24 protein-coding genes are annotated in these 25,368 nt (G+C 66.3%); 6 read left to right on the top strand and 18 right to left on the bottom strand.

The genetic code is table 11. The features are described from left to right. Positions 1-306: 306 nt before the first annotated feature. From AC5P6S_RS13305 to AC5P6S_RS13265, 9 genes are all read right to left on the bottom strand, one after another. Positions 307-729: a F0F1 ATP synthase subunit epsilon gene (locus AC5P6S_RS13305; RefSeq protein WP_005411127.1), complete on the bottom strand. Its 423-nt coding sequence runs from the start codon at positions 727-729 to the stop codon at positions 307-309. A gap of 113 nt (positions 730-842) precedes the next feature. Beyond that, entirely contained in the window at positions 843-2,249 is a 1,407-nt protein-coding gene (gene atpD, locus AC5P6S_RS13300) for a F0F1 ATP synthase subunit beta (RefSeq protein ID WP_005411128.1), read from the bottom strand. A gap of 37 nt (positions 2,250-2,286) precedes the next feature. Next, a complete protein-coding gene (gene atpG, locus AC5P6S_RS13295; protein ID WP_005411129.1) occupies positions 2,287-3,150 on the bottom strand; it encodes a F0F1 ATP synthase subunit gamma in 864 nt (287 codons plus the stop codon). A gap of 97 nt (positions 3,151-3,247) precedes the next feature. Then, a complete protein-coding gene (atpA, locus tag AC5P6S_RS13290; RefSeq protein WP_005411130.1) occupies positions 3,248-4,795 on the bottom strand; it encodes a F0F1 ATP synthase subunit alpha in 1,548 nt (515 codons plus the stop codon). A gap of 44 nt (positions 4,796-4,839) precedes the next feature. Next, positions 4,840-5,367, bottom strand: a complete 528-nt coding sequence (locus AC5P6S_RS13285; protein WP_005411131.1) for a F0F1 ATP synthase subunit delta — start codon at positions 5,365-5,367, stop codon at positions 4,840-4,842. Between the two features lie 2 nt (positions 5,368-5,369). After that, positions 5,370-5,840, bottom strand: coding sequence for a F0F1 ATP synthase subunit B (locus AC5P6S_RS13280; protein ID WP_005419512.1), 471 nt, complete (start codon positions 5,838-5,840; stop codon positions 5,370-5,372). Positions 5,841-5,946: 106 nt separating this feature from the next. After that, positions 5,947-6,252: a F0F1 ATP synthase subunit C gene (gene atpE / locus AC5P6S_RS13275; RefSeq protein WP_005411133.1), complete on the bottom strand. Its 306-nt coding sequence runs from the start codon at positions 6,250-6,252 to the stop codon at positions 5,947-5,949. A 73-nt stretch (positions 6,253-6,325) separates the two neighbouring features. Further along, entirely contained in the window at positions 6,326-7,126 is an 801-nt protein-coding gene (atpB, locus tag AC5P6S_RS13270; RefSeq protein WP_005411134.1) for a F0F1 ATP synthase subunit A, read from the bottom strand. A 31-nt stretch (positions 7,127-7,157) separates the two neighbouring features. After that, a complete protein-coding gene (locus AC5P6S_RS13265) occupies positions 7,158-7,523 on the bottom strand; it encodes a hypothetical protein (RefSeq protein WP_005411135.1) in 366 nt (121 codons plus the stop codon). A gap of 457 nt (positions 7,524-7,980) precedes the next feature. On the opposite strand from AC5P6S_RS13265, the gene AC5P6S_RS13260 reads away from it, so the two are divergent. Beyond that, a complete protein-coding gene (locus tag AC5P6S_RS13260) occupies positions 7,981-8,799 on the top strand; it encodes a hypothetical protein (protein WP_449342586.1) in 819 nt (272 codons plus the stop codon). 643 nt (positions 8,800-9,442) lie between these two features. On the opposite strand, the gene lpdA is transcribed toward AC5P6S_RS13260, so the two are convergent. From lpdA to AC5P6S_RS13245, 3 genes are all read right to left on the bottom strand, one after another. After that, positions 9,443-11,251 carry a dihydrolipoyl dehydrogenase gene (lpdA, locus tag AC5P6S_RS13255; protein ID WP_449342585.1) on the bottom strand — a complete coding sequence of 603 codons (1,809 nt, stop codon included), beginning with the start codon at positions 11,249-11,251 and terminating at the stop codon, positions 9,443-9,445. Between the two features lie 108 nt (positions 11,252-11,359). Continuing rightward, on the bottom strand, positions 11,360-13,063 hold the full coding sequence (gene aceF / locus AC5P6S_RS13250; protein ID WP_449342584.1) for a dihydrolipoyllysine-residue acetyltransferase: 1,704 nt from the start codon (positions 13,061-13,063) through the stop codon (positions 11,360-11,362). A gap of 167 nt (positions 13,064-13,230) precedes the next feature. Then, complete coding sequence (locus AC5P6S_RS13245; protein ID WP_005411139.1) at positions 13,231-13,746, bottom strand: DNA-deoxyinosine glycosylase; 516 nt, start codon at positions 13,744-13,746, stop codon at positions 13,231-13,233. Positions 13,747-13,932: 186 nt separating this feature from the next. Here AC5P6S_RS13245 and AC5P6S_RS13240 point away from each other — a divergent pair, with 186 nt between their 5' ends. The 3 genes from AC5P6S_RS13240 (at position 13,933) to glpK (ending at position 17,867) form a co-directional block, all read left to right on the top strand. Next, entirely contained in the window at positions 13,933-14,568 is a 636-nt protein-coding gene (locus tag AC5P6S_RS13240; protein WP_005411140.1) for an OmpW/AlkL family protein, read from the top strand. 188 nt (positions 14,569-14,756) lie between these two features. Next, positions 14,757-16,262: a glycerol-3-phosphate dehydrogenase gene (gene glpD, locus AC5P6S_RS13235; RefSeq protein WP_109337700.1), complete on the top strand. Its 1,506-nt coding sequence runs from the start codon at positions 14,757-14,759 to the stop codon at positions 16,260-16,262. A gap of 105 nt (positions 16,263-16,367) precedes the next feature. Beyond that, complete coding sequence (gene glpK, locus AC5P6S_RS13230; RefSeq protein ID WP_005414549.1) at positions 16,368-17,867, top strand: glycerol kinase GlpK; 1,500 nt, start codon at positions 16,368-16,370, stop codon at positions 17,865-17,867. 106 nt (positions 17,868-17,973) lie between these two features. On the opposite strand, the gene AC5P6S_RS13225 is transcribed toward glpK, so the two are convergent. Then, on the bottom strand, positions 17,974-18,768 hold the full coding sequence (locus AC5P6S_RS13225) for a MetQ/NlpA family ABC transporter substrate-binding protein (RefSeq protein ID WP_012481327.1): 795 nt from the start codon (positions 18,766-18,768) through the stop codon (positions 17,974-17,976). Positions 18,769-18,794: 26 nt separating this feature from the next. Further along, on the bottom strand, positions 18,795-19,766 hold the full coding sequence (locus AC5P6S_RS13220) for a helix-turn-helix transcriptional regulator (protein WP_005411144.1): 972 nt from the start codon (positions 19,764-19,766) through the stop codon (positions 18,795-18,797). A gap of 81 nt (positions 19,767-19,847) precedes the next feature. On the opposite strand from AC5P6S_RS13220, the gene AC5P6S_RS13215 reads away from it, so the two are divergent. Both AC5P6S_RS13215 and AC5P6S_RS13210 read left to right on the top strand, forming a co-directional pair. Continuing rightward, a complete protein-coding gene (locus tag AC5P6S_RS13215; protein ID WP_049397489.1) occupies positions 19,848-20,450 on the top strand; it encodes a LolA-like protein in 603 nt (200 codons plus the stop codon). A gap of 106 nt (positions 20,451-20,556) precedes the next feature. Beyond that, a complete protein-coding gene (locus tag AC5P6S_RS13210) occupies positions 20,557-21,333 on the top strand; it encodes a DUF481 domain-containing protein (RefSeq protein WP_005411146.1) in 777 nt (258 codons plus the stop codon). A 115-nt stretch (positions 21,334-21,448) separates the two neighbouring features. On the opposite strand, the gene hemC is transcribed toward AC5P6S_RS13210, so the two are convergent. From hemC to AC5P6S_RS13190, 4 genes are all read right to left on the bottom strand, one after another. Next, positions 21,449-22,360, bottom strand: coding sequence for a hydroxymethylbilane synthase (hemC, locus tag AC5P6S_RS13205; RefSeq protein WP_049417940.1), 912 nt, complete (start codon positions 22,358-22,360; stop codon positions 21,449-21,451). A gap of 549 nt (positions 22,361-22,909) precedes the next feature. Beyond that, a complete protein-coding gene (locus AC5P6S_RS13200; RefSeq protein ID WP_012481330.1) occupies positions 22,910-23,641 on the bottom strand; it encodes a LytR/AlgR family response regulator transcription factor in 732 nt (243 codons plus the stop codon). A 10-nt stretch (positions 23,642-23,651) separates the two neighbouring features. Further along, complete coding sequence (locus AC5P6S_RS13195; protein ID WP_012481331.1) at positions 23,652-24,695, bottom strand: sensor histidine kinase; 1,044 nt, start codon at positions 24,693-24,695, stop codon at positions 23,652-23,654. 3 nt (positions 24,696-24,698) lie between these two features. Next, positions 24,699-25,358, bottom strand: coding sequence for an alpha/beta hydrolase (locus AC5P6S_RS13190; RefSeq protein ID WP_012481332.1), 660 nt, complete (start codon positions 25,356-25,358; stop codon positions 24,699-24,701). Positions 25,359-25,368: the final 10 nt, after the last annotated feature.

Here is a 25,368-nt window from a genome sequence, read left to right as displayed (position 1 = left end):
GGCGAATAAGAAGTGCTCGACTATGGACGGTCAAACGGGCATTTTTATGGTGGTTCATCCGGGCTCTTTGGGGTCTGGAGAGGTGTGGTAACCACCATTTTCCAAAGATGTCCCGGATGAACAACCTACCGAGAGATCACAGTTAGTCGACTAACGCGCGCAGCGCGGGATTTTCGCGGCCTGAACGTAGAGCAGTCGACTAACAGTCGACTCTACCCAGTCGAATCCACCCGGTCGGCTCTACCCAGCCACCCGAACAAAAACGCCGGCGCAGGGCCGGCGTTTTCGTGGATGCAGCGCGGAACCTCAGTGCTTGAGGGTCTTGCGCAGGCGTTCCAGGGCCTGCAGCTGGACGACGGCTTCGGCCAGCTTCTGCTGGGCTTCGGCCACTTCCATGGCTTCACCGCGGTTGGCCAGGATGCGCTCGGCTTCTTCCTTGGCCTTGCGGACCGAGGCTTCGTCGATGTCCTGCGCGCGGATCGCGGTGTCGGCCAGCACGGTCACCACCTGCGGCTGCACTTCCAGGATGCCGCCGGAAATGGCGAAATCCAGCTGCTCGCCATTCGGCGTGGTCACCACCACCTTGCCCGGCTTCAGGCGGGTGATCAGCGGCGCGTGCTTGGGCGCGATGCCCAGTTCGCCCAGCTCACCGGTGGCCACGACCAGGGTCGCTTCGCCACGGAAGATTTCCTGCTCGGCGCTGACGATGTCGCAACGGATCGTGCTCATGCAAATCTCTTCGCTGTTCGCGGCGGCGCAATGCCGCCGTGGGAGTCCACCGGCGCGGGCGGTTGCCCGGCGCCGGCGTCAGGTCGGGCAGGATCGCTCCCGCCCGCCCCGGATCAGGCCTTCTCGGCCATCTTCTTGGCCTTCTCGACCGCTTCTTCGATGCCGCCGACCATGTAGAACGCCTGCTCCGGCAGGTGGTCGTACTCGCCATCGACGATGGCCTTGAAGCCACGGATGGTGTCCTTCAGCGGCACGTACTTGCCCGGCGAACCGGTGAACACTTCGGCCACGTGGAACGGCTGGCTGAAGAAGCGCTCGATCTTACGGGCGCGCGACACGGCCTGCTTGTCCTCTTCGGACAGTTCGTCCATGCCCAGGATCGCGATGATGTCCTTCAGTTCCTTGTACTTCTGCAGGGTCTGCTGGACGCGCTGGGCGGTGTCGTAGTGCTCGTGGCCGATGACCAGCGGGTCCATCTGGCGGCTGGTGGAGTCCAGCGGATCGACGGCCGGGTAGATGCCCAGCGAGGCGATCGAACGCGACAGGGTAACGGTCGAGTCCAGGTGGGCGAAGGTGGTTGCCGGCGACGGGTCGGTCAGGTCGTCCGCGGGAACGTAGACGGCCTGGATCGAGGTGATCGAACCGTTCTTGGTCGAGGTGATGCGCTCCTGCAGGACGCCCATTTCCTCGGCCAGGGTCGGCTGGTAACCCACGGCGGACGGCATGCGGCCCAGCAGTGCCGACACTTCGGTACCGGCCAGGGTGTAGCGGTAGATGTTGTCGACGAACAGCAGGACGTCCTTGCCCTTGCCGTTTTCGTCCTTCTCGTCGCGGAAGTACTCGGCCATGGTCAGGCCGGTCAGGGCGACGCGCAGGCGGTTGCCCGGCGGCTCGTTCATCTGGCCGTACACCATCGCCACCTTGTCGAGGACGTTGGAGTCCTTCATTTCGTGGTAGAAGTCGTTGCCCTCACGGGTACGCTCACCCACGCCGGCGAACACGGACAGACCGCTGTGCGCCTTGGCGATGTTGTTGATCAGCTCCATCATGTTGACGGTCTTGCCGACGCCGGCGCCGCCGAACAGGCCGACCTTGCCGCCCTTGGCGAACGGGCACATCAGGTCGATGACCTTGATGCCGGTTTCCAGCAGTTCGGTGGCCGGGGACTGGTCTTCGTACGACGGGGCCGCACGGTGGATTTCCCAGCTGTCGCTGGCGGCCACCGGGCCGGCTTCGTCGATCGGACGGCCGAGCACGTCCATGATGCGGCCCAGGGTGCCGGCGCCGACCGGCACCGAGATGCCACGGCCGGTGTTGACGGCAACCAGGTTGCGCTTCAGGCCGTCGGTGGAACCGAGGGCGATGGTACGCACCACGCCGTCGCCCAGCTGCTGCTGGACTTCGAGGGTGATCTCGGTGTTTTCCACCTTCAGTGCGTCGTACACCTTCGGCACCGATTCACGCGGGAATTCGACGTCGACGACCGCGCCGATGATCTGAACGATCTTGCCCTGACTCATTGCTGCATCCTCTAATGTGTGCTTTGAACGAACGCGGTCAGACTGCTGCCGCGCCGCCGACGATTTCGGAGATTTCCTGGGTGATCGCTGCCTGGCGCGCCTTGTTGTAGACGAGCTGCAGGGTGCCGATCAGCTTGTTGGCGTTGTCGCTCGCCGCCTTCATCGCAACCATGCGTGCCGCATGCTCGGAGGCGACGTTTTCCAGCAGTGCCTGGTACACCAGCGACTCGATGTAACGCGTCATCACGTGCTCGAGCACGGTCGCGGCATCGGGTTCGTACAGGTAGTCCCAGTCGTGGTGAGCGACCTGCTTCTCAGCCGGCGGCAGCGGCAGCAGCTGATCGAAGCTGGCCTTCTGCACCATGGTGTTCACGAAGCGGTTGTAGACCAGGTACACGCGGTCGATCTTGCCTTCGGTGAAGGCGTCGAGCATGACCTTGATCACACCGATCAGCGATTCCAGCTTCGGCACGTCGCCGATGTGGGTCACGCTGCCGACCATGTTGACCTTCACGCGGCGGAAGAAGGTCGAAGCCTTCTGGCCGATGGTCACCAGGTCCACTTCCGCACCCTTGTCCTGCCATGCCTTGGCTTCGCCCAGCATCTTGCGGAACAGGTTGTTGTTCAGGCCGCCGGCCAGGCCGCGATCGGAGGAGATCACGATGAAGCCGACCCGCTTGACCTGCTCACGCTCGACCAGGAACGGATGCTGGTAGTCGGTGCTGGCCTGGGCCAGGTGACCGATCACCTGCTTCATCGCCTGCGCGTACGGACGCGAGGTCTTCATCCGATCCTGCGCCTTGCGGATCTTGGAGGCCGAGACCATTTCCAGGGCGCGCGTCACCTTGCGGGTGTTCTGCACGCTCTTGATCTTGGTTTTGATTTCGCGTCCGCTTGCCATCTCTTGTTTCCCGTGGCGCGGGGCTGCTGCCCCGCGTTGTTCAACCGTTTGTCATCTGGTCCAGCGGAGCCAGCGGCTCCGCTCTACAGGACCGCGATTACCAGCTGCCGGTGGTCTTGAACTCGGCGATGCCCTTCTTGAAGGCACCTTCGATGTCGTTGTCCCAACCGCCGGTGGCGTTGACCTTGCTGACCAGCTCGCCCTGGGTGTTGGCGAAGTGGGCGTGCAGGCCTTCTTCGAACGCCAGCAGCTTGTTGACCGGCACGTCGTCGAGGTAACCCTCGTTGACGGCGTAGATCGACAGTGCCTGGTTGGCGATCGACATCGGCGCGTACTGCTTCTGCTTCATCAGCTCGGTGACGCGCTGGCCACGCTCCAGCTGCTTGCGGGTCGCTTCGTCCAGGTCCGAGGCGAACTGCGCGAACGCAGCCAGCTCGCGGTACTGGGCCAGCGAGATACGGATGCCGCCGGACAGCTTCTTGATGATCTTGGTCTGGGCCGAGCCACCGACGCGCGACACCGAGATACCGGCGTTCACGGCCGGGCGGATGCCGGCGTTGAACAGGTCGGTTTCCAGGAAGATCTGGCCGTCGGTGATCGAGATCACGTTGGTCGGAACGAAGGCGGACACGTCGCCGGCCTGGGTTTCGATGATCGGCAGCGCGGTCAGCGAACCGGTCTTGCCGGTGACCTTGCCTTCGGTGAACTTCTCGACGTACTCCTCGGACACGCGGGCAGCGCGCTCGAGCAGACGGGAGTGCAGGTAGAACACGTCACCCGGGTAGGCTTCACGGCCCGGCGGGCGCTTCAGCAGCAGCGAGATCTGGCGGTAGGCGACAGCCTGCTTGGACAGATCGTCGTACACGATCAGCGCGTCTTCGCCGCGGTCCATGAAGTACTCACCCATGGTGCAGCCCGAGTAGGCGCTGATGTACTGCATGGCAGCCGATTCGGAAGCGGTCGCGGCCACCACGATGGTGTGGGCCAGCGCGCCGTTCTCTTCCAGCTTGCGCACGATGTTGGCGATGGTCGAAGCCTTCTGGCCGATCGCAACGTACACGCACTTGATGCCGGTGCCCTTCTGGTTGATCACGGCATCGATCGCCATCGCGGTCTTGCCGGTCTGGCGGTCGCCGATGATCAGCTCGCGCTGGCCACGGCCGATCGGGATCATCGAGTCGACCGACTTGTAGCCGGTCTGCACCGGCTGGTCGACCGACTTGCGCCAGATCACGCCCGGCGCAACACGCTCCACCGGAGCGGTCAGGTCGGTGCCCAGCGGGCCCTTGCCGTCGATCGGCTCGCCCAGCGCGTTCACGACGCGGCCCAGCAGTTCCGGACCGACCGGCACTTCCAGGATGCGGCCGGTGGTCTTGGCGACGTCGCCTTCGCGCAGGTGCTCGTAGTCACCCAGCACCACGGCGCCGACCGAGTCGCGCTCCAGGTTCAGGGCCAGTGCGAAGGTGTTGTTCGGCAGTTCGATCATTTCGCCCTGCATCACGTCGGCCAGACCGAAGATGCGCACGATGCCGTCGGACACGCTGGTCACGGTGCCTTCGTTGCGCGATTCCGCGGCCAGCTTGACCTTCTCGATGCGGTTCTTGATCAGTTCGCTGATTTCGGAGGGGTTGAGCGTGGTTGCCATCGTCAAGTCCTAGTGCCGGCAGCGGGGCCGGACGTTAAATGAATTCAGTTAGCGAGCGCGGTCTGCAGACGGGCCAGCTTGCCCTTCAGCGAACCATCGATGACCACGTCGCCGGCGTCGATCACGGCGCCGCCGATCAGCGAGGCATCGACCGCGGTGGTCACGTCGACCTCGCGGTTGAAGCGCTTGCGCAGCGCGACCTTGATCGCGTCCAGCTCACCGGCCGACAGTTCGGCGGCCGAGGTGACGGTGGCCTTGACCACGTGCTCGGCTTCGGCGCGCAGGGCGTCGAACATGCCGGAAATCTCCGGCAGCAGCGGCAGACGATGCGATTCGGCCAGGATGGCCAGGAAGCGCGAGTAGGTCTCGCCGTGGGACACCGGCGCCAGCAGGGCGACGGCGTCGTCACGACCCAGCTCCGGGTTGGCGAGCAGGGCCGCCACGCGCGGGTCGGCGGCGACGTGGGCGGAGAACGCCAGGGCGTCCGACCACGGCGCGAACGCGCCTTCGTCGCGCGCGGTCGCGAACGCGGCGCGGGCGTACGGGCGGGCAAGCGTGAGGGCCTGGCTCATCCTTAGATCTCCGAGGCCAGCTCGTCGAGCAGCGCCTTGTGGGCGTTGGCGTCGATTTCGCGCTTGAGCAGCTTTTCGGCACCGGTCACGGCCAGCGCGGACACCTGCTTGCGCAGATCTTCACGGGCACGGTTGGCGGCGGCGTCGATTTCAGCCTGGGCCAGTTCCTTCTGACGGGTGGCTTCGGTGATCGCTTCGTTACGGGCAGCATCAACGATCTGGTTGGCACGCGCGTGGGCCTGATCGATGATCTCGTTGGCCTTGGTGCGTGCTTCCTTCAGCGCTTCGTTGACCTTCTCCTGCGCCTGGGCCAGATCTTTCTGGCTGCGGTCGGCAGCAGCGAGGCCTTCAGCAATCTTCTGCTGGCGCTCTTCGATCGCGTTCATCAGCGGCGGCCAGATCTTGGTCGCGATGATCCAGATCAGACCAGCGAAGGCCAGCGCCTGCGCAAGAAGGGTGAAATTGATATTCATGGTTAGCTCGATCGCTGGTTTCGGGGTGGACGCGCCGCCGTAGCGGCACATCCGGCCTTCATCCGAAACCGGGTGCATCAGCACCCGGTCGTCTCAAACCGCTGTATCAGCCGGCCAGAGCCTTGGTGACGGCGCCAGCGAAGGCAGCCGACAGCGGGTTGGCGAAGGCCAGCAGCAGGCCAACGGCGACCGAGATGATGAACGCGGCGTCGATCAGGCCGGCGGTGATGAACATGCGGACCTGCAGGACCGGGATCAGTTCCGGCTGGCGGGCGGCCGACTCCAGGAACTTACCAGCCATGATGGCCAGACCCAGACCGGCGCCCAGCGCGGCCAGGCCGATCATGATGCCGACGGCAAGGGCGGTGGAGCTCTGAATCTGCGCGAAGTTGGTCAGGACGGCGAAGTACATGGTTATCTCCAGGAACTTAAGTTGCTAAGGGTGATGAAACGGATGAAGGTTGAAACGCGTTGAAGCTTGAAACTCAGTGAGCGTCTTCCGACAGGCTCAGGTACACGATCGACAGCATCATGAAGATGAAGGCCTGCAGCGGGATCACCAGCAGGTGGAACAGCATCCAGCCGAGGCCGAACACACCACCGGCAATGGCACCGAAGAAACCGGCACCACCCAGCACCCAGATCAGCAGGAACACGATTTCGCCGCCGAACATGTTGCCGAACAGTCGCATCGCCAGCGAGATCGGCTTGCTCAGCCACTCGACGATGTTGAGGATCAGGTTGAACGGCATCATCCACTTGCCGAACGGGGCCGTCAGGAATTCCTTGATGAAGCCGCCCAGGCCCTTGGACTTGAGCGCGAAGAACAGCATCAGGAAGAACACGCTGATGGCCATGCCCAGGGTGGCATTGACGTCAGCGGTCGGCACCGGCTTCCAGTAGTGCACGCCCGCCCATTCCAGCGGCTTGGCGATGAAATCGGCCGGGATCATCTTCAGCAGATTCATCAGCAGAATCCAGAAGAAGATGGTGATGGCGATCGGCGTGACCAGCTTGCTCTTGCCGTGGTAGGTGTCCTTGGCCTGGCGGTCGACGAACTCCAGGCAGATTTCAACGAAGGCCTGCCACTTGCCCGGCACGCCGGCGGTGGCCTTGCGGGTGCCCAGCCAGAACGCGACAACGATCACCAGGCCCATCAGGACCGCGGTGAGGAAGGTATCGACGTGGATATGCCAGAACATACCCTCACCCTTGCCGACCGGCGCGGTCAGGTTGTGCAGGTGATGCTGGATGTAGCTGGTAGGGGTTAGAGCCTCGCCCGCCATGTGTCCGGAACCTTCAGTTAATTGAATTCTGTCAACGCCTGGCCATCGCCAGGACCTGGAACATCAAGCCGACGGCGATACCGGCCAACAGCGCCAATGCAGGCAGCTTGAAGACCAGGAACCCCGCCAGCAGGACGCCGAAAACCACGACCCACTTGGCCACGATCGCAATGATCAGGCGAGCCATCGCCGATCCTGCGGCCAGTGCCCCACCGCCCAGTGCCATCCGTGCCGCCACCCAGCCACCGGCCGAAATGGCCACACCGGACGCCAGCGCGCCGAGGGCGTATTTCGGACCTACCAGCAGGAAGGCCAGGGCCAGGACAGCCACTGCGGCCAGCGGGTAGACCGCGGCGCGCAGCATCAGTCGCCGACCCGCATCAACGGAGTTCAGCACAGGACGTCCCGCGTGGTTGCAAGTGGAGGGCTGAGGCGGCTACAGCAGGGGGGCCTCATCGAGCCGCCAAATTATAGCAATGGGACAATTTGCGAGACAACCGCTCCCTGTTCATCCCTGGAAGCCGCAAGTTGCGGTAACGGTTACATTTTTGCGTGCCACCAGGGGGACAATGACGTCCGCACCATGTTGCGACGCACTATTGAACTTTGGTCGCAGGCTGCGGAACTTTCGTCAGACATGCCGGTCCGATCATTCGACCTGCCTGCAGCATCCTCGTCGGCTCCGCCCCGCAGGTCCCACGATGGCCCCGAAGCCCGGCTCCGGGGCCATCTTTTTGCATCGTCGCGACAGCACTGAACCGTACACATGCCATGGACCATACGTTCACGCATGGTGGACGGGCCTGTCCGGCACAGTGGCCTTCATTCTGATGAACCACTGCAAGGACTCTTCGATGCGCCCCGTACCCACCCTGCTCGCCCTCTCCCTGCTCGCTGCCGGCGCCTCGTTCGCCAATGCGGCCCACGCCGCCGAAGGCGATGACCGCTTTGCCATCCGTCTGGGTGCGATGAACATCGATTCGGACAACACCCTCCGCGGCAGCACCACCGTGGCCGGCCAGGACATCTCCCTGAACGAGGACTTCAAGCTGGGTGGCAAGGAATGGGAGCCGCGCATCGACGGCATGTTCCGCATCAGCAACCGTCAGCGCCTCCTGTTCAACTACTTCAAGTACGACAAGGACCGCCGCGAGACCCTCGACCAGGGCATTTCCTTCGGCGGTGAGAACGTGCCGGCCGGCAGCTTCGTGAAGGGTGAGCTGAAGTACCAGGTGGCCAGCCTGGTCTACGACTACTCGGTGGTTGATACCGACACCTTCGACCTCGGCCTGCAGATCGGTGGCGAGTACGCCAAGGTCAGCACCAAGGGCTACGCCGACCTGGGCACGGTGTACGAAGGCCAGTTCCTCGACGAGAAGGCCGATGGCGTGGCACCTGTGGTGGGCGCCCGCATGACCTTCACGCCGTCCGAGCGCTGGATGATCACGCTGCAGGGCCAGTACCTCAACACGCGCTGGGGCAGCTTCGATGACTACAAGGGCGACCTGAGCCGCGCCAATGCCATCGTCGATTACCGCTTCACCAAGAACTTCGGCGTGTTCGCCGGCTACGACTGGTTCAAGCTGGACGTGGACAAGAAGGGCAGCGACGGTACTGTCGGCCTGAAGCAGGAATTCAAGGGCCCGGTGGCCGGTATCAGCTTCGTGTTCTGATCCCCCGCCCCTTCCACGGCACCCTCTCTCCTGGCGCGGCCTCCGGAACATCGGGGCCGCGCTTTTTTGATTGCACGGTCAAGCAGAAGCGGGTTGGTCGAGCGCGGGGGGCAGAGGGGCTTGCGTGCGAATGTCCCCCGGCGCCGGCCTGCGGCCGTCACCTCCTCCTTTACTTCGCACGCAAGCCCCTCTCCCCCCGCGTGTCAGGCATCCGGGCGGCTTTGGCACTGGCTCTTACTATCCGCAAGCCGAGCCGCAGCGCCGGTGGCAGGCGTTTGGACAAAGTAAAGGAGGAGGCGACCGCCGCAGGCGGACGACGGGGGACATTTGTCCAGACGCCTGCCACCTGCGCTGCGGCCCAGACCTTCGCGGTGGCAGTTGCCGTAGACGCAGGCGTGGTCGAGCGCTGGAGGGAGCGGGGGCTGGCTGCGAATGTCCCCCGGCGCCGGCCTGCGGCCGTCACCTCCTCCTTTACTTCGCACCCAGCCCCCGCTCCCTCCGCGTGTCAGGCATCCAGGCGGCCCAGGCAGTGGCTCTCGACTACCCGCGCTGCGGCCCGAACGCTCGCAAAGAGAGTGATCGAGGCTCAACAAAAAAACCCCGGCAAATGCCGGGGCTTTTCATTTGGAACGGCGCAGGCGCCTTACTTCTTCTTCGGCATGTACAGATCGGTGATCGTGCCGTCGTAGATTTCCGAGGCCATCGCCACCGATTCGCTCAGTGTCGGGTGCGCATGGATGGTGTGGCCGATGTCTTCGGCTTCCGCACCCATCTCGATGGCCAGGCCGATCTCGGCCAGCAGGTCACCGGCGTGCACGCCGACGATCGCACCGCCGATGATGCGGTGGGTTTCTTCGTCGAAGATCAGCTTGGTAAAGCCCTCGGTGCGGCCGATGCCGATCGCGCGGCCACTGGCGGCCCACGGGAACTTGGCCACGCCGACCTTCAGGCCCTTGGCCTTGGCTTCGGTCTCGGTCACGCCAACCCAGGCGATTTCCGGGTTGGTATAGGCCACCGACGGAATCACGCGGGCGACCCACTCCTTCTTGTGGCCGGCTGCCACTTCAGCGGCCAGCTTGCCTTCGTGCGTGGCCTTGTGGGCCAGCATTGGGTTGCCGACGATGTCGCCGATGGCAAAGATGTGCGGCACGTTGGTGCGCATCTGGCGATCAACCGGGATGAAGCCACGGTCGGTGACCTGTACGCCGGCCTTCTCGGCATCGATCTTCCTGCCGTTCGGCGAGCGACCCACGGCCACCAGCACGCGGTCGAAGGTGCCCTGCGCCAGCGCAGGCGCCTGGCCTTCCTCGGCGGCGTCGAAGGTGACGGTGATGCCCTTGGCATCGGCGGTGACGCCCGAGGCCTTGGTCTTCAGGTGCACTTCGATGCCCTGCTTCTTCAGGCGGTCGGCCAGCGGCTTGACCAGGTCCTTGTCGGCGCCCGGCATCAGCTGGTCCATGAACTCGACCACGGTGACCTTGCTGCCCAGCGCGCTGTACACGGTGGCCATTTCCAGGCCGATGATGCCGCCGCCAACGACCAGCAGCGAGCCCGGCACTTCGGCCAGCTCCAGCGCGTCGGTGGAATCCATCACGCGCTTGTCGTCCCACGGGAAGTTCGGCAGCTTCACCGCCTGCGAACCGGCGGCGATGATGCACTTCTGGAAGCGCAGCAGCTGGGTGCTGCCGTCAGCAACGGTGATTTCCAGCTCGTTGGCCGAGATGAACTTGCCGACGCCCTGCACGCTGCGGACCTTGCGCTGCTTGGCCATGCCGGCCAGGCCCTTGGTCAGCTGGTTGACGACCTTTTCCTTGTACTGGCGCAGCTTGTCCAGGGTGATGGTCGGCTTGCCGAACTCGACGCCGAAATCACCGGCATGGGCCACTTCGTCGATGACCGCTGCGGCGTGCAGCAGCGCCTTGGACGGAATGCAACCCACGTTGAGGCAGACGCCGCCGAGGCTGGCGTAGCGCTCGACCAGCACCGTATCCAGGCCGACGTCGGCAGCGCGGAAGGCGGCGGTGTAGCCGCCCGGGCCCGAGCCCAGCACGACCATCTCGCATTCGATGTCGGCCGGCTTGCCGCTGGACAGCGCCGGCTTCGGCGCAGCCGGTTCGGCCGGGGCGCGGTGCGACGGGGTCACCGGCGGCTTGCTGGCCGGAGCGGCTGCAGCCGGAGCCGGCGCAGCGGCCTTGGCCGGGGCTTCGGCGGCGCCTTCAGCGTCCAGCACCACGACCACGGCGCCTTCGGACAGGGTGTCGCCCAGCTTGACCTTGATCTCCTTGACCACGCCGGCAGCCGAGGACGGCACTTCCAGGGTGGCCTTGTCCGATTCCAGGGTCACCAGACCCTGGTCCTTCTTCACCGTGTCGCCGACGGCGACCAACACTTCGATCACCGGCACATCGCTGTAATCGCCGATGTCGGGAACCTTGACTTCAATCGTGGCCATGGTGGGTTTTCCTCATGCCCGCCCGGCATGGCCGGTGGGCTGTCACTGCATCTGTTCACGCGGCCGCGCTAGGGGCTGCGGCCGCACGGTGGGGGCGAAGCGGGTGCCTTACAGCAGCACGCGGCGCATGTCGGCCAGTACCTGGGACAGGTACGTGGTGAAGCGTGCGGCCAGGGCGCCGTCGATGACGCGGTGGTCGTAGCTCAGCGACAGCGGCAGCATCAGCTTCGGTGCGAATTCCTTGCCGTTCCAGACCGGCTGGATGGACGACTTGGAGACACCGAGGATGGCCACTTCCGGTGCATTGACGATCGGGGTGAACGCGGTGCCGCCGATGCCGCCCAACGAGCTGATCGAGAAGCAGCCGCCGCTCATGTCGGCCGGGCCGAGCTTGCCGTCGCGCGCCTTCTTGGCCAGTTCGCCGGTTTCCTGCGCGATCTGCACCACGCCCTTCTTGTCCACGTCGCGGATCACCGGCACGACCAGGCCGTTCGGCGTGTCGGCGGCGAAGCCGATGTGGAAGTACTTCTTCAGGGTCAGGTTTTCACCGCTGGCATCGAGCGAGGCGTTGAACTCCGGGAACTTCTTCAGCGCTGCGGCGCTGGCCTTGATCAGGAAGGCGAGCATGGTCAGCTTGATGCCGGCCTTCTCGTTCTCCTTGTTCAGCGCCACGCGCAGGCCTTCCAGGTCGGTGATGTCGGCCTGCTCGAACTGGGTGACGTGCGGGATCATCGCCCAGTTGCGGGCCAGGTTCGCACCGGAGATCTTCTTGATGCGCGACAGCGGCTGCACTTCGGTCTCGCCGAACTTGCTGAAGTCGACCTTCGGCCACGGCAGCAGGTTCAGGCCACCACCGGCAGCGACAGCAGTACCGCCGGCAGCCGGCACGCCACCACTGAGCGCGGCCTTGACGAACTTCTGCACGTCACCCTTGGTGATGCGGCCACCCTTCTCGGTGCCGTTGATCTGCAGCAGGTCCACGCCCAGTTCGCGGGCGAACACACGCACCGCCGGGGTGGCATACGGCACCTTGGCGGGCAGCACGCCATCGGCGTTGAACTGCACCGGCGGGCTGGACGGGGTACCCGCCGAGGCGATCTCGCGGGCCGCCAGCTTGTCCGGCTGCGCCGGCACAGCGACCGGCTCGACCTTGGTGGTGGTCTCGGCGGCAGCCGGAGCGGCCGCAGCGGCCGCCTTGGTCGGCGCCGGCGCGGCAGCGCCCTCGGCTTCGATGATGGCGACCACATTGCCCTGCGACAGATTGTCGCCGACCTTGACCTTGATCTCCTTGACCACGCCGGCCACCGACGACGGCACTTCCATGGTGGCCTTGTCGCTTTCCAGCGTGACCAGGCCCTGGTCCTTCTTGACCGTGTCGCCGACGGCGACCAGCACTTCGATGACCGGAATGCCGGCGTAGTCGCCGATATCCGGCACCAGCGCTTCAACCGCACCACCGCTGGCAGCCGGGGCGGCCGGGGCCGGTGCGCTCTGGGTGGCGGCAGCCGGGGCAGCGGCCTTGGCCGGTGCCGGCGCGGCAGCCGCCGGCTTGGCGGCTTCGGCTTCGCCTGCGGCCACTTCGATCAGGGCCACGACCTTGCCTTCGGACAGGCTGTCGCCGACCTTGACCTTCAGTTCCTTGACCACGCCAGCCACCGAGGACGGCACTTCCATGGTCGCCTTGTCGCTTTCCAGCGTCACCAGGCCCTGGTCCTTCTTGACCGTGTCGCCGACGGCGACAAGCACCTCGATTACCGGGATATCGCTGTAGTCACCGATATCGGGGACAAGTGCTTCCTTGATTTCGGCCATGGGGATAACTCCGGCAATCTGGTGTAGGGAAACGTCTATTGTGCGGCCAGCGGGGTCCAGCGCCAACCGTTACAGGTGTTTTCAGTACGCACGCAGCCGGGACAGGCTGTTGCCCATGGGTCGCGGCCGCGACCAGTCGGTAGCGTATTGTCCGGACGATGTCCGCTTCATGTCGCCCGCGCGTCGGCCACCGGCTGCCAGGCCTGGCGCAGGCGCGGCAACGACCACGCCGCATTGGCAGGGCTGGTCGACGGCAATGCGACCAGCTTCGGCGGGGTTTCCAGCCGTGGCAGCACCCAGCGCTGGAATGCCTGCAGCGAGGCACCACCATTGCAGCCGATCAGCTTCAGCTCAGGCAGCGTGGCGATCAGTTCCGGCAGCGCATTGGCCACTTCCGTGCCACGCACGATGTCGGCATCCAGGCTGCCGCGCCGCTCGCAGCGGCCGATCACATCCCACAGGCCGATGCCCGCGGCGTTCAACGCCTGCAGCCGTTGCACATAGGGCAGAGCCGCGTCGAAACCGCAGATATCGGCCATCAGCGGCCAGAAGCGGTTGCGCGGATGCGCGTAGTAACGCTGCTCCTGGAGGGATGCCACGCCTGGCATCGAACCCAGCAGCAGCACCCTGCAATCCACGTTCACCTGCGCTTGCAGGCCGACGCACAGCGTTGCCGCGCTCACATCTTCTCCAACTGAATGAATGCCACTGACGACCAGAAACCCCATGGATACAGGCTTTTCGCGCTGATCGCTGAACAAGGAAAACTATTTTTTAACGCGCGTCGGATTCGATTCATGTTGAGGCGACTACGGTGTGCTCGCCCCGCAACCGGGGGCCCAAAACAAGAAACATTAGGAGATACCCCCATGCGCTCCATCCGTATCCTGAGTCTCGCCCTGCTGACCTCCGCCGCCTTCGCGCCGGCTGCTTTCGCCCAGGACAGCAGCTCCACCGATACCGCTTCGGGCAAGCATTTTGCCGTGGTTGGCGGCGTCGCGCTGCTGCAGCCGAAGAATGATCCGATCGACGGCATCAAGAAGGTCGATGGTGGCCCGGCGCCGACCGTCAGCTTCAGCTACTACATCAACGACAACTGGGCCGTTGAACTGTGGGGTGCCGCCGACAAGTTCGACCACAAGGTGAAGGGCCCGAACAATGCCCGCCTGGGCAACGTCGAGCAGCAGCCGGTCGCGCTGAGCGGCCAGTACCACTTCGGCCAGGCTGACAACGTGTTCCGTCCGTTCGTGGGCGTGGGCTACTACCAGTCCAGCTTCAGCAATGAAACGCTGGCCGACGGCAGCAGCTCCGACATCCGCCTCAAGGACGCCAAGGGCGTGATCGGCACCGTCGGCGTGGACATGAACATCAACTCCACCTGGTTCGCCCGTGCCGATGCCCGCTACATGCGTTCGCGTCCGGACGTGAAGGTCGGCGGCGAGAAGATCGGCGAAGCCAAGATGGATCCGTGGACCGTCGGCTTCGGCATCGGTGCCCGCTTCTGATCCAGGCAGCACCGGCTTCACTGATGTAACGCGACGGGCCCTGCGGGGCCCGTCGTCGTTTCCGTCACCCGCGTTCTGTAGAGTCGACTGTCAGTCGACTGCTCTTTCAAAAGTCGAGCATGGCTCGACTCTACAAAAGGCAGTCAACTGACAGTCGACTCTACGCACACACAGGACACGGAGACGCGATGGACGACGTCGACCTGCTGGTGATCGGTGGCGGCATCAACGGCGCCGGCATCGCCCGTGATGCGGCCGGCCGCGGCCTGCGGGTGCTGTTGTGCGAGCAGGATGACCTGGCCGCGCACACCTCCAGCGCCAGCAGCAAACTGATCCACGGCGGCCTGCGCTACCTTGAACAGGGCGAGTTCGGACTGGTGCGCAAGGCACTGGGTGAACGCGAAGTGGTGCGGCGGCAGGCCCCCCATCTGGTCCGTCCGTTGCGCTTCGTACTGCCATGGGAACCCCACCTGCGACCGCGCTGGATGCTGCGCGCGGGCCTGTGGCTGTATGACCATCTCGGCCGGCGCAGCCCGAGTTTTCCCGCCTCGCGCGCACTGGACCTGCAACGCGACCCGCTCGGCCCCTGGCTCTCCCCGGCGCTGCGGCAGGCCTTCAGCTACGCCGATGCGCAGGTCGATGACGCGCGGCTGGTACTGCTCAATGCGCTGGACGCCGCCCGGCGTGGCGCACGGGTACATGTGCGCAGCCGCTGCATTGAACTGCGCCCTGTGCTGGGCCGTTGGCAGGCCACGCTGGAAGCCACCGACGGCCGGCAGCAAACGGTGATCGCCCAGGCCGTTGCCAATGCAGCCGGCCCTTGGGCAGGAGGCCTGCTGGAACGTATGCAGGCGCGCGATGGCGGCCCCGCCCTGCGCCTGGTACAGGGCAGCCACATCGTGCTGCGCCGGCCCTGGCCCGACGACAGCGCCTGCCTGCTTCAGCAGCCCGATGGCCGCGTGGTGTTCCTGCTGCCGTTCGCCCACGACCACCTGCTGGTCGGCACCACCGACACCGACTACCGCGGCGACCCGGCCCGGTGCAGCGTGCTGCCTTCGGAGGTGGCTTACCTGTGCGAGGCCGCCAACCACTACCTGCGCGAGCCGATCACCCCGCAGGACGTGGTCTGGCAGTTCGCAGGGGTACGCCCGCTACTTGCCGATCCAGATCCGCGTGCAGCGAAGCTGAGCCGTGACTACCGCCTGCAGTTGCAGTCCGGCCCGGCGCCCGCGCTGCATGTGCTGGGCGGCAAGCTGACCACGTACCGCGTGCTGGCCGAAGAAGCGCTGGACCTGCTGCGCCCCGCCCTGCCGCAGATGGGACCGGCATGGACGGCAACGGGCCATCCACTGCCGGGCAGCGACTGGGGCGACGCCACGCAGGCGTGCTCGCGCCTGCACGCACTGGCACCGTGGCTGCCCGCAGAGATGGCGCGCCGCTGGGCCGGCGCCTACGGCAGCCGCAGCGCGGAGCTGCTGCACGGCCTGCGGGGTATGAACGATCTCGGCGAGGACTTTGGCGGCGGCCTGCATGCGCGGGAAGTGGCTTTCCTGCGCGACCACGAATGGGCGCGTAGCGCCGAGGACGTGCTGTGGCGGCGGAGCAAGCTGGGGCTGCGGCTGGATGCGGCGCAGGTGGCGCGGCTGCAGGCGTGGATGGGGGGTCGGATCCCTTTCCCAGGGAAAGGGCTCTGACCCCCGTATTGCCACGTGTGCCAACCAAGGTTGGCAGCTACCAGGGTGGCCGCGCGCGACGCGATCGATGCATTAGGATTTCCCCATCGCCACCGGAGACGCTGCATGACGCCCCGCTACGTGCTGGCCATCGACCAGGGCACCACCAGTTCGCGCGCGATCCTGTTCGACCGTGCTGGCGACATCGTCGGCAGTGCGCAGCGCGAGTTCGCGCAGATCTTCCCGCAACCCGGCTGGGTCGAGCATGACCCGCGCGAGATCCTCACCAGTGTCTATGCCACGCTGACCGAACTGCTCAGCCGCGAACAGATCGACCCGCGTCATATCGCCGCGCTGGGCATCACCAACCAGCGCGAGACCACCGTGGTCTGGGACCGCGCCACCGGCCAGCCGATCCACAATGCCATCGTCTGGCAGTCGCGGCAGAGCCATGCCATCTGCGAGCGACTGAAGTGCGACGGGCATGAGGCACTGGTCCGCGAACGCACCGGCCTGCTGATCGACGCCTATTTTTCCGCCACCAAGGTGCGCTGGATCCTCGACCACGTGGAAGGTGCGCAGCAACGCGCCGAGCGTGGCGAGCTGCTGTTCGGCACCATCGACAGCTGGCTGGTATGGAACCTCAGTGGCGGCCAGGCGCATGTGACCGACTACAGCAACGCCGCACGCACCCTGTTGTTCAACATCCACACGCTGGACTGGGATGACGACCTGCTGGCGCTGCTGGACATACCCCGCGCGATGCTGCCGCAGGTGCGCGATTCCAGCACGGTGTATGCGCACACCCGGCCGCAGTTCTTCTTCGACCACCCGATCCCGATCGCCGGCATCGCCGGAGACCAGCAGGCGGCGCTGTTCGGCCAGGCCTGTTTCCAGCCGGGCATGGTCAAGAACACCTATGGCACCGGCTGCTTCATGCTGATGCACACCGGCACGCAGGCGGTGCGCTCGCGCAACGGCCTGCTGACGACCATTGCCTGGGGCCTGGACGGGCGCGTGGAATATGCACTCGAAGGCTCGATCTTCATCGCCGGCTCGGTGGTGCAGTGGCTGCGTGACGGCCTGCGCATGATCGAGCGTGCCAGCGACAGCCAGGCACTGGCTGCGCAGGTGCCGGACAGCGGCGGCGCGTATCTGGTGCCGGCATTCGTCGGCCTGGGCGCGCCCTACTGGCGCAGCGATGTGCGCGGCGCGATGTTCGGCCTGACCCGTGGCACCCGCAAGGCACACTTCGTGCGTGCCGCGCTGGAGGCGATGGCCTACCAGACCCGCGACGTGCTTGATGCGATGCAGTCCGATGCGGGCATCGCGCTGACCGAACTGCGCGCCGACGGCGGTGCGATCGGCAACGACTTCCTGGCCGGCTTCCAGGCCGACATCCTTGGGGTGCCTCTGCTGCGGCCGCGGCTGACCGAGACCACCGCGCTGGGCGCGGCCTACCTGGCCGGTCTGGCCGTCGGGTTCTGGTCCAGCCGCGAGCAGATCGCCGCGCAATGGGGCCTGGACCGGCGCTTCGAGCCACAGATGGAAGTGGCGCGGCGCGAGAAACTCTATGCAGGCTGGCAGCAGGCCGTGGCGGCCACCCTCGCCTTCCACGTCGACTGAAGGTCGTGCCGGCCGCTGGCCGGCAACCCCATGATCCTTGGCGGCGTTTGCAGATTGCCGGCCAGCGGCCGGCACTACCGCATGGCCAGAACGCCCGCAGCGCCGGTCAGAACGCCGGCAGCACCGCGCCCTTGTACCTGGTCTCGATGAAAGCCTTCACCTGCGGGCTGGTCAGGGCCTTGGCCAGCTTCTGCACGCGGGCGTCGTCCTTGTTGTCCGGCCGCGCGACCAGGAAGTTCACGTACGGCGAGTCCTTGCTCTCGATCGCCAGTGCATCCTTGGTCGGGTTGAGGCCCGCATCCAGCGCGTAGTTGGTGTTGATCAGGGCCAGGTCGACCTGGTCCAGCACGCGCGGCAGCATCGCCGAGTCCAGCTCGCGGAACTTCAGGTTCTTCGGGTTGGCGGTGATGTCACGCAGGGTCGACAGCGCGTTGGCCGGATCCTTCAGCTCGATCACGCCGGCCTTGTGCAGCAGGATCAGCGCGCGGCTGTTGTTGCTCGGGTCGTTCGGGATCACCACGTCGGCACCGTCGCGCAGCTCGGCCAGCGACTTGACCTTGCGCGAATAGGCACCGAACGGCTCGATATGCACGCCGATCACCTTCACCAGATCGGTCTTGCGATCGCGGTTGTAGGCATCCAGGTACGGCTCGGTCTGGAAGTAGTTGGCGTCCACCTGCTTCTGCACCAGCTGGTCGTTGGGCTGCACGTAGTCGTTGAACACGCGCACGTCCAGGTCCACGCCTTCCTGCTTGAGGATCGGCTTGACCACCTCAAGGATCTCGGCATGCGGCACGGCCGTGGCGGCCACCACCAGCTTCTGCGAGGGCTCGCCGGACTTGCCGCAGGCGGTCAGGGCCAGCGCAGCGGCGAGCAGGGGCAGCAACAGGGTCTTCTTCATGGGCGGAGGAGTTCTCGGGGGGAGTGTCAGGATTTTTCGTAGTTGCTCAGGGCCAGCTCGAGCAGCGCCTTGGCCTGCTCGCGCAGCATCACCGGCTCGACGATTTCGGCATCCGAGCCGTAGTGCAGCACGTCCATCAGCAGTTCGCGTGAGACGCTGTACGGCACCTTCAGTTCATAGCGGCCATCGGCCAGGAAGCGGCCCTGCTGCTTGGAGTGCCAATGCTCGTCGGCCACCCAGCGCGCGGCCTTGGCACTGAACAGGATGGTCGCCCAGCCCTTCGGCGCACCGGAGAAGATGCCGTAGCTGGCACCCAGCTGCTCGTCCAGCTCGCTGTCGGCGACGTCACGGGCAGTGCTGTCGACCACGCGCGCCTTGTGGATGCGGTCCACGGCGAAGCTGCGCAGGGCTTCGCGGTCATGGTCCCAGGCATCCAGGTACCAGTTGTCGCGGTAATGGGTCAGGCGCTGCGGCGAGACGGTGCGCTTGGTCGGCTCGTCGGTGGAACGGGCACGGTACTCGAACGCCAGCTGGCGGCGCTCCAGCACCGCCGAGGCCACGCTGCGGAAGCTGCCTTCATCGAACTTGCGGCCGCGGTGCGGGATTACCCGCACACGATCCACCGGCCAGTTGGAGACACCGGCCTGCGCAGCCAGCAGGCTCTCGATACGCTGCTGCAGCGGCGCCAGCACCGAGGACAGCACGCCGCCGCCGGTACGCGCCAGCAGGTGCTGCGAGGCCAGCAGGGCGTGCAGCTCCTCCGAGCTGAGCCACAGGCCAGGCAGTTCGAAGCGGTCGCTCTCGTCGGCCTGGTAGCGGAAGCCGGCCTCGCCGTCGCCCTCGATCGGTGCCATCAGCGCATCGCGCAGGAAGGCCAGGTCGCGGTAGACGGTGGCACGGGAACAACCGAGCTTGTCCTGCAGGGTCGCCACCGTCACCGGATAGCGCGCGGACTTGAGCAGACGATGCAGGGCGGTGATGCGTTCGTATCGGTCCATACCCCCGATTATGTCCGAGTCGCGGGTCTTGTGTGGGACGTTTGGGCTATCGTGGTCGCCCCCACCCCCATGGAATGCCCGATGCGCCGGTTGCCCGCCCTGTCCCTGCTGGCCTGCCTGCTGCTGGCTGCCTGCGATCGCGCACCGGCGCCGGCCAGGACCGAAGCCCCCGTGCCCGCGGCCGATCCGGCCCAGGCCGTACTGGGCGCCAGCCAACGCTTTGCGGCCCTGGGCAGTTTCCATGCCGAGCTGGAGGTGCTGGGCGCACCGCAGCCGGTGCGCAGCGCCATGGACTTCGTCGCCCCCGACCGCTTCCGGGTACAGACCCCGGGCGGGTCGCAGACGATCATTGGCGACACCATGTTCCTGCAGGCCGACGGTGCGATCCGCCAGGCTCCCACCCCGCCGGGCCTGCTGGAGCAGTGGCGCAATCCCTTGCCGGCCGACGCCCTGCCTGCCGAACTGCAGGCCGAAGACCTGGGCAGCCAATCGCTGGATGGAGTCGAGACCCGTCACTACCGCCTGCGCGGCGCGCAGGCCGGCGAACGCCTGGAGTACTGGGTGGACGCCCAGGGCCTGCCACGGCAGATCGTGCGCAGCGGCAGCAGCAACGGCCGCAATTTCCAGCTGCGCCTGCGCTATTCGCGCTTCAACGACCCGGCATTGCGTATCGATTTGCCCTGAATAGGCGTCCGCGGCAACGTCTGCTGAAGCGCGCCTTGGATCGATTCTGACCGCCATCACGCTTCCAGTATCATCACCGGCTGTCAACCGCTTCGGAGAAGCCCCGATGTCCCTGCGCGTGTCCCTGCTGATCCCCCTGCTGCTGTGCGCGCCGCTCGCGTATGCACAGGATGCCTCCGAACTGGCGGCGATGTCTTCGCCGTGGAGCGGCAGTGGCGGCGAGCTCGGCTTCGCCTCGGCACGCGGCAACAGCAGCACCGAGAGCTTCAACGGCCGCCTGCGCCTGCGCTACACCGACGGCGACTGGGTGCACAGCATGGACCTGGCCGGCCTGCGTTCCAGCTCCAAGGTGACCGAGACCCGCGACGACGGCACCACTACCCGCCGCAACAACACCACCGCCAACCGCTACACGGGCAGTGCCGGCAGCGCGCTGCAGCTGGGCGAGCACCGCCAGCTGACGGCCACGGTGCGTACCGAGCGCGACGACTTCGCCACCTACGACCGCCAGAGCTCGTTCGGTCTGGGTTACGGCACCCGCCTGTGGAACACCGAGCGCTTCTCGTTCGACGCGCAGATCGGCCCCGGTGTGCGCCGCACCCACAGCACCGAGGACGACCGCACCCGCACCGGCATGATCGGCCGCGGCCTGTTCGACATGAAGTACTCGCTGACCGACAACACCGACCTGGTCAACACCCTGCTGGTCGAATCCGGTTCGTACAACACCTTCGGCCAGAACGACTTCGGCGTGTCGGTGAGCATGAACGAGCACCTGGCGCTGAAGGCCGGCTGGCAGGCGCGTTACAACAGTGACGTGGCCGAGGACAAGCGCAAGACCGATACGCTGACCACGATGAACGTGGTCTACAAGTTCAAGTAAGAAACGGGCGCCAAGGGCGCCCGTTCTTCTTCCGGTAGTGCCGGCCGCTGGCCGGCAACTGCATTCAACTGGGGCACGAGGTTGCCGGCCAGCGGCCGGCACTACCCGCGGTGGCTCAGACGTTCAGCAGTTCGCCGGCGCCATCGTCCAGCAGCAGCTTCGCCACGCGCTGGCCCAGGCCTTCCGGGTCATTGGCGGGGCCCACGGCTTCGGCGCGCACCGCACGGCCGTCGCTGGCGCTGCCAACCAGGCCCTGCAGGTGCAGGTCATCGCCCTGCCACTGCGCGATGGCCGCCACCGGCACGTGGCAGCTGCCATGCAACGCACGGTTCATCGCCCGCTCGGCTTCCACGCAGGCACGCGTGGCCGCGTCATCAAGCGGGGCGAACAACGCCATCAGACGCGCATTGCCACCATCGCACTCCACCGCCACCGCGCCCTGCGCCGGGGCCGGCAGCCACTGCGGCGGTTGCAGGCGCGCGACGATGCGCTCGCCCAGACCCAGACGCTCCAGGCCGGCCACGGCCAGCACGATGGCGTCGTAGCCACCGTTGTCGAGTTTGGCCAGCCGGGTGTTGACGTTACCGCGCAGGTCGAGCAGTTCCAGGTCCGGTCGCAGCGCGCGCAGCTGCGCCTGGCGACGCAGCGACGATGTCCCGACCCGCGCACCGATCGGCAGCGCGTCCAGCGAGGCGTACAGGTTGGAGACGAAGCCATCGGCGGGATCGTGGCGGGTCAGCATTGCCGGCAACGCGAACGGCGCGTCCAGTTCCATCGGCACATCCTTCAGCGAATGCACGGCGCAGTCGGCCTCGCCACGCAGCATGGCCAGCTCCAGTTCCTTCAGGAACAGGCCCTTGCCACCAATCGCGGCCAGCGAACGGTCGAGCACCTCGTCGCCGCGGGTGCTCATCGGCACCAGTTCCACATGCAGGCCGGGGTGTGCCTGGCGCAGGCGGTCGGCGACGTGTTCGCTCTGCCAGAGGGCGAGCGGGCTCTTGCGGGTGGCGATGCGGACGGTTTCCATCCGGTCATTATCGCGCCTCCGGCGCGGATACGGCCAACGGCGGAGCCCCTCGTGGCTGGAGCGAACTGCTGGATCATTGCACTAGGCCGGGCGGGGCGGGTTCGCGGGGGACGCCGTGAATCCGTCCGTGGAGGCTTGGCCGCGGCATCCATGCCGCGGACACCCCCGCGAACCCGCCCCGCCCGGCCTCTGACAGTTTCCGTGTGCATCAGCCACGGAAGATCAAAAGAAAGAATCAAAAGCCGATTGCTTCCGGGGTCAGATCCCTTTTCCGCAGGAAAAGGGATCTGACCCCTCTTTCCCCACCCGATAACAACAATGCCTTTGCCGTCCGACGCGGGAAAAACGAGAGGGTTGGGCCGGGGTGGGGCGGCGGGACCGTTGGCGCCATGGATGGCGCCATCGAGCTACATGGATGTAGTTGCAGCGTGTCCCGCCGCCCCACCCCGGCCCAACCCAGCACGTAGAAACAACGAGCCATGACCCGCTGTTGCTGTTGCTGTTGCTGTTGATTTCATAGCAGTCGCGGCCGCAGGCCGCGCGGACCACTCACAGATGCCGCAGTTCCTGCTTCAGCGTCGCCACGCAGCGGCGGCTGACTTCCAGCGGCTGCTTGCCATGCCGCAGCACCGCCTGCACTTGACCACCCGTGCCTCGACGCAGCTCCACCAGCTCGTGGCGCGCCACCAGGCAGTTGCGATGGATGCGGATGAAGCGGCTGGCGAACTCTTCCTCCAGCGACTTCAGCGACTCCTCGATCAGGTCCTCGCCGCGCGCATGGTGCACCACCACGTACTTCTCTTCCGCCTGCAGGTAGTGGATGTCGTCCAGCGGGATCAGCCGCAGGCTGCCACGCAGGCGTGCGCACAGCATGCTGCGGGCCTGCTGCCCGCCGCTGTCCTGCGGCTGGCCGTCGCGGCCGGCCAGGAACGTGCGTGCACGTGCGATCGCTGCCGCCAGTCGCTCGGCACGCACCGGCTTCATCAGGTAATCGATGGCCGCCGCCTCGAACGCCGACAGCGCATGCGCGTCATAAGCCGTGCAGAACACCACCGCCGGGCGCGGCTCGAAGCTGGCCAGGTGGCGGGCGGCTTCCAGGCCGTCCAGCCCGGGCATGGCGATATCCAGCAGGACCAGGTCCGGCTGCAGCTCCGCGCACGCATGCAGGGCCTGCTCGCCGTTGCCGGCCTCGGCCACCACGTCCACCCCGTCCTGCGCCGCCAGCAGGCTGCGCAGGCGTTCCCGCGCCAGCGGTTCGTCATCGGCGATGACTACCCTCACGGTCGTCCCCTCACTGGATCGGCACTGTCACCTGGCAGGCATAGTAGCCCTCGCTCCAGCCAGCCGTCATCCGCGCGGCGGCGCCGAAGCGCCAGACCAGCCGATGAGCGATGCTGTGCTGGGCATGGCCGGCACCGCGCGCCAGCGCCAACCCCGGCGCCTGCGGATCGGGCGCGGGATTGCGCACGCGGATCTGCAGCTCGTTGCCCTCGCGCACCAGCTGCAATTCGATGGTGCCGCCTTCGGGCAGCCGCGAAATGCCATGCAGCACTGCGTTTTCCACCAGCGGCTGCAGTACCAGCCTCGGCAGTGGCAAGTCCCACGGCAGCGGCTCATCGCGCTCCCAGCGCACCTGCAGACGCTCGCCGAGGCGCAGCGACTCTATCGACAGATAGCGCTCGGCCAGCTCGCATTCGTCACGCAGGGTGGAGTCGCCCTCGCCCGCGCCCAGGGCAGCACGGAACAGATCGGACAGATCCAGCACCGCGCGTTCGGCCACCGCCGGATCACGATGCAGCAGGCTGGCGATCAGGTTCATGCTGTTGAACAGGAAGTGCGGCCGGATCCGCGCCTGCAGCGCGTCGGCCTGGGCACGCGCGTTGGCCTGCACCTGCGCGGCCCAGCGATCGCTCACATAGAAGTAGCGCAGGGCAAGCGCGGCGATCAGTGCCGTGGTTGCCGCACTGCCCAGGGTGAAGCGCCAGAAGCTGATGCCGCGGGCGAAGTTGTCGCCCAGTACCGCGTACAGTGCATGCACGATGCCGGCACAGACCACCGCGATCAGGGTCGCCAGCACGATCGCCGCGACAGCGCCCAGCACCTGCGGCAGCCTCGACAGTGCCTGCCGCAGGAGGCACAGGCTGGCGGTCACCGCCAGCGCCAGCCACAGCGCGAAGCCGCTGGCCGACAGCAGCTCGCCGAAGGTCCAGTGGCGGCTGCCATCGGGCGCCAGCGCCAGCACCACCACCACCAGCTGGGCCAGGCCGAGCATCGCCGCCAGCCGCGGCAGGCGGCACAGTTCCGGCATCCACGGCGATGTGCTGGCCGGGGGCATGGCTCAGGCAGCGCCCAACCGTTCCTGCAGCCAGTCACCCAGCGCCTGGATCTCTTCGGCGCAGACCTGGTGGGCCATCGGATAGCTGTGCCACTCCACCTCCAGGCCCAGCGCCTGCAGGGCCTGCGCGCTGTGTACGGCCACCGCCTGCGGAATCACCGGGTCGCTGCTGCCATGGGCCATGAACGCCGGCACCTGCACCGCACCGTCAACGCGCCTGGCGCTCTCGGCTTCCGGCAGGTAAGTGGACAGTGCGATCAGGCCGGCCAGTGGCGCGGTGCGCGACAGTGCAGCGGTGAGGATGATCGCCCCGCCCTGCGAGAAGCCGGCCAGGAAGATCTTCTCCGGCGCGACGCCGCGCTCGATCTCACGTGCGATCAGCGCATCCAGCTGCAGCACCGATTCCTGCACGCCGGCCATGTCGGCACGCGAGCGGAAGTCCATCCCGACGATGTCGTACCAGCCGCGCATCGGCACGCCGTTGTTGATCGTGATCGGCCGCACCGGTGCGTGCGGGAACACGAAGCGCAGCGCCGGCCAGTGCGGACGCACCAGTTCCGGCACGATCGGCGCGAAGTCGTGGCCGTCGGCGCCAAGCCCGTGCAGCCAGATCACCGACCACTGTGGCGAGGCGCCGGTTTCCTGTTCCACCGTTTGCAGCATGATGCGGCTC

This window comes from Stenotrophomonas sp. YJH_SMC_119 (genome assembly GCF_059368315.1).
Note: the sequence above shows the minus strand (reverse complement) of the source record. Positions and strands in the feature narration are given on the sequence as shown.

Coding starts and splice junctions, on each gene's coding strand:
- aceF (WP_449342584.1), bottom strand. CDS start 13,063: ATGGCCGAAATCAAGGAAGCACTTGTCCCCGATATCGGTGACTACAGC.
- atpE (WP_005411133.1), bottom strand. CDS start 6,252: ATGTACTTCGCCGTCCTGACCAACTTCGCGCAGATTCAGAGCTCCACC.
- lpdA (WP_449342585.1), bottom strand. CDS start 11,251: ATGGCCACGATTGAAGTCAAGGTTCCCGACATCGGCGATTACAGCGAT.
- atpD (WP_005411128.1), bottom strand. CDS start 2,249: ATGAGTCAGGGCAAGATCGTTCAGATCATCGGCGCGGTCGTCGACGTC.
- AC5P6S_RS13190 (WP_012481332.1), bottom strand. CDS start 25,358: ATGCTGCAAACGGTGGAACAGGAAACCGGCGCCTCGCCACAGTGGTCG.
- atpB (WP_005411134.1), bottom strand. CDS start 7,126: ATGGCGGGCGAGGCTCTAACCCCTACCAGCTACATCCAGCATCACCTG.
- AC5P6S_RS13195 (WP_012481331.1), bottom strand. CDS start 24,695: ATGCCCCCGGCCAGCACATCGCCGTGGATGCCGGAACTGTGCCGCCTG.
- AC5P6S_RS13225 (WP_012481327.1), bottom strand. CDS start 18,768: ATGAAGAAGACCCTGTTGCTGCCCCTGCTCGCCGCTGCGCTGGCCCTG.
- atpG (WP_005411129.1), bottom strand. CDS start 3,150: ATGGCAAGCGGACGCGAAATCAAAACCAAGATCAAGAGCGTGCAGAAC.
- hemC (WP_049417940.1), bottom strand. CDS start 22,360: ATGGAAACCGTCCGCATCGCCACCCGCAAGAGCCCGCTCGCCCTCTGG.
- glpK (WP_005414549.1), top strand. CDS start 16,368: ATGACGCCCCGCTACGTGCTGGCCATCGACCAGGGCACCACCAGTTCG.
- AC5P6S_RS13210 (WP_005411146.1), top strand. CDS start 20,557: ATGTCCCTGCGCGTGTCCCTGCTGATCCCCCTGCTGCTGTGCGCGCCG.
- AC5P6S_RS13215 (WP_049397489.1), top strand. CDS start 19,848: ATGCGCCGGTTGCCCGCCCTGTCCCTGCTGGCCTGCCTGCTGCTGGCT.
- AC5P6S_RS13280 (WP_005419512.1), bottom strand. CDS start 5,840: ATGAATATCAATTTCACCCTTCTTGCGCAGGCGCTGGCCTTCGCTGGT.
- AC5P6S_RS13220 (WP_005411144.1), bottom strand. CDS start 19,766: ATGGACCGATACGAACGCATCACCGCCCTGCATCGTCTGCTCAAGTCC.
- glpD (WP_109337700.1), top strand. CDS start 14,757: ATGGACGACGTCGACCTGCTGGTGATCGGTGGCGGCATCAACGGCGCC.
- AC5P6S_RS13305 (WP_005411127.1), bottom strand. CDS start 729: ATGAGCACGATCCGTTGCGACATCGTCAGCGCCGAGCAGGAAATCTTC.
- atpA (WP_005411130.1), bottom strand. CDS start 4,795: ATGGCAACCACGCTCAACCCCTCCGAAATCAGCGAACTGATCAAGAAC.
- AC5P6S_RS13285 (WP_005411131.1), bottom strand. CDS start 5,367: ATGAGCCAGGCCCTCACGCTTGCCCGCCCGTACGCCCGCGCCGCGTTC.
- AC5P6S_RS13260 (WP_449342586.1), top strand. CDS start 7,981: ATGCGCCCCGTACCCACCCTGCTCGCCCTCTCCCTGCTCGCTGCCGGC.
- AC5P6S_RS13240 (WP_005411140.1), top strand. CDS start 13,933: ATGCGCTCCATCCGTATCCTGAGTCTCGCCCTGCTGACCTCCGCCGCC.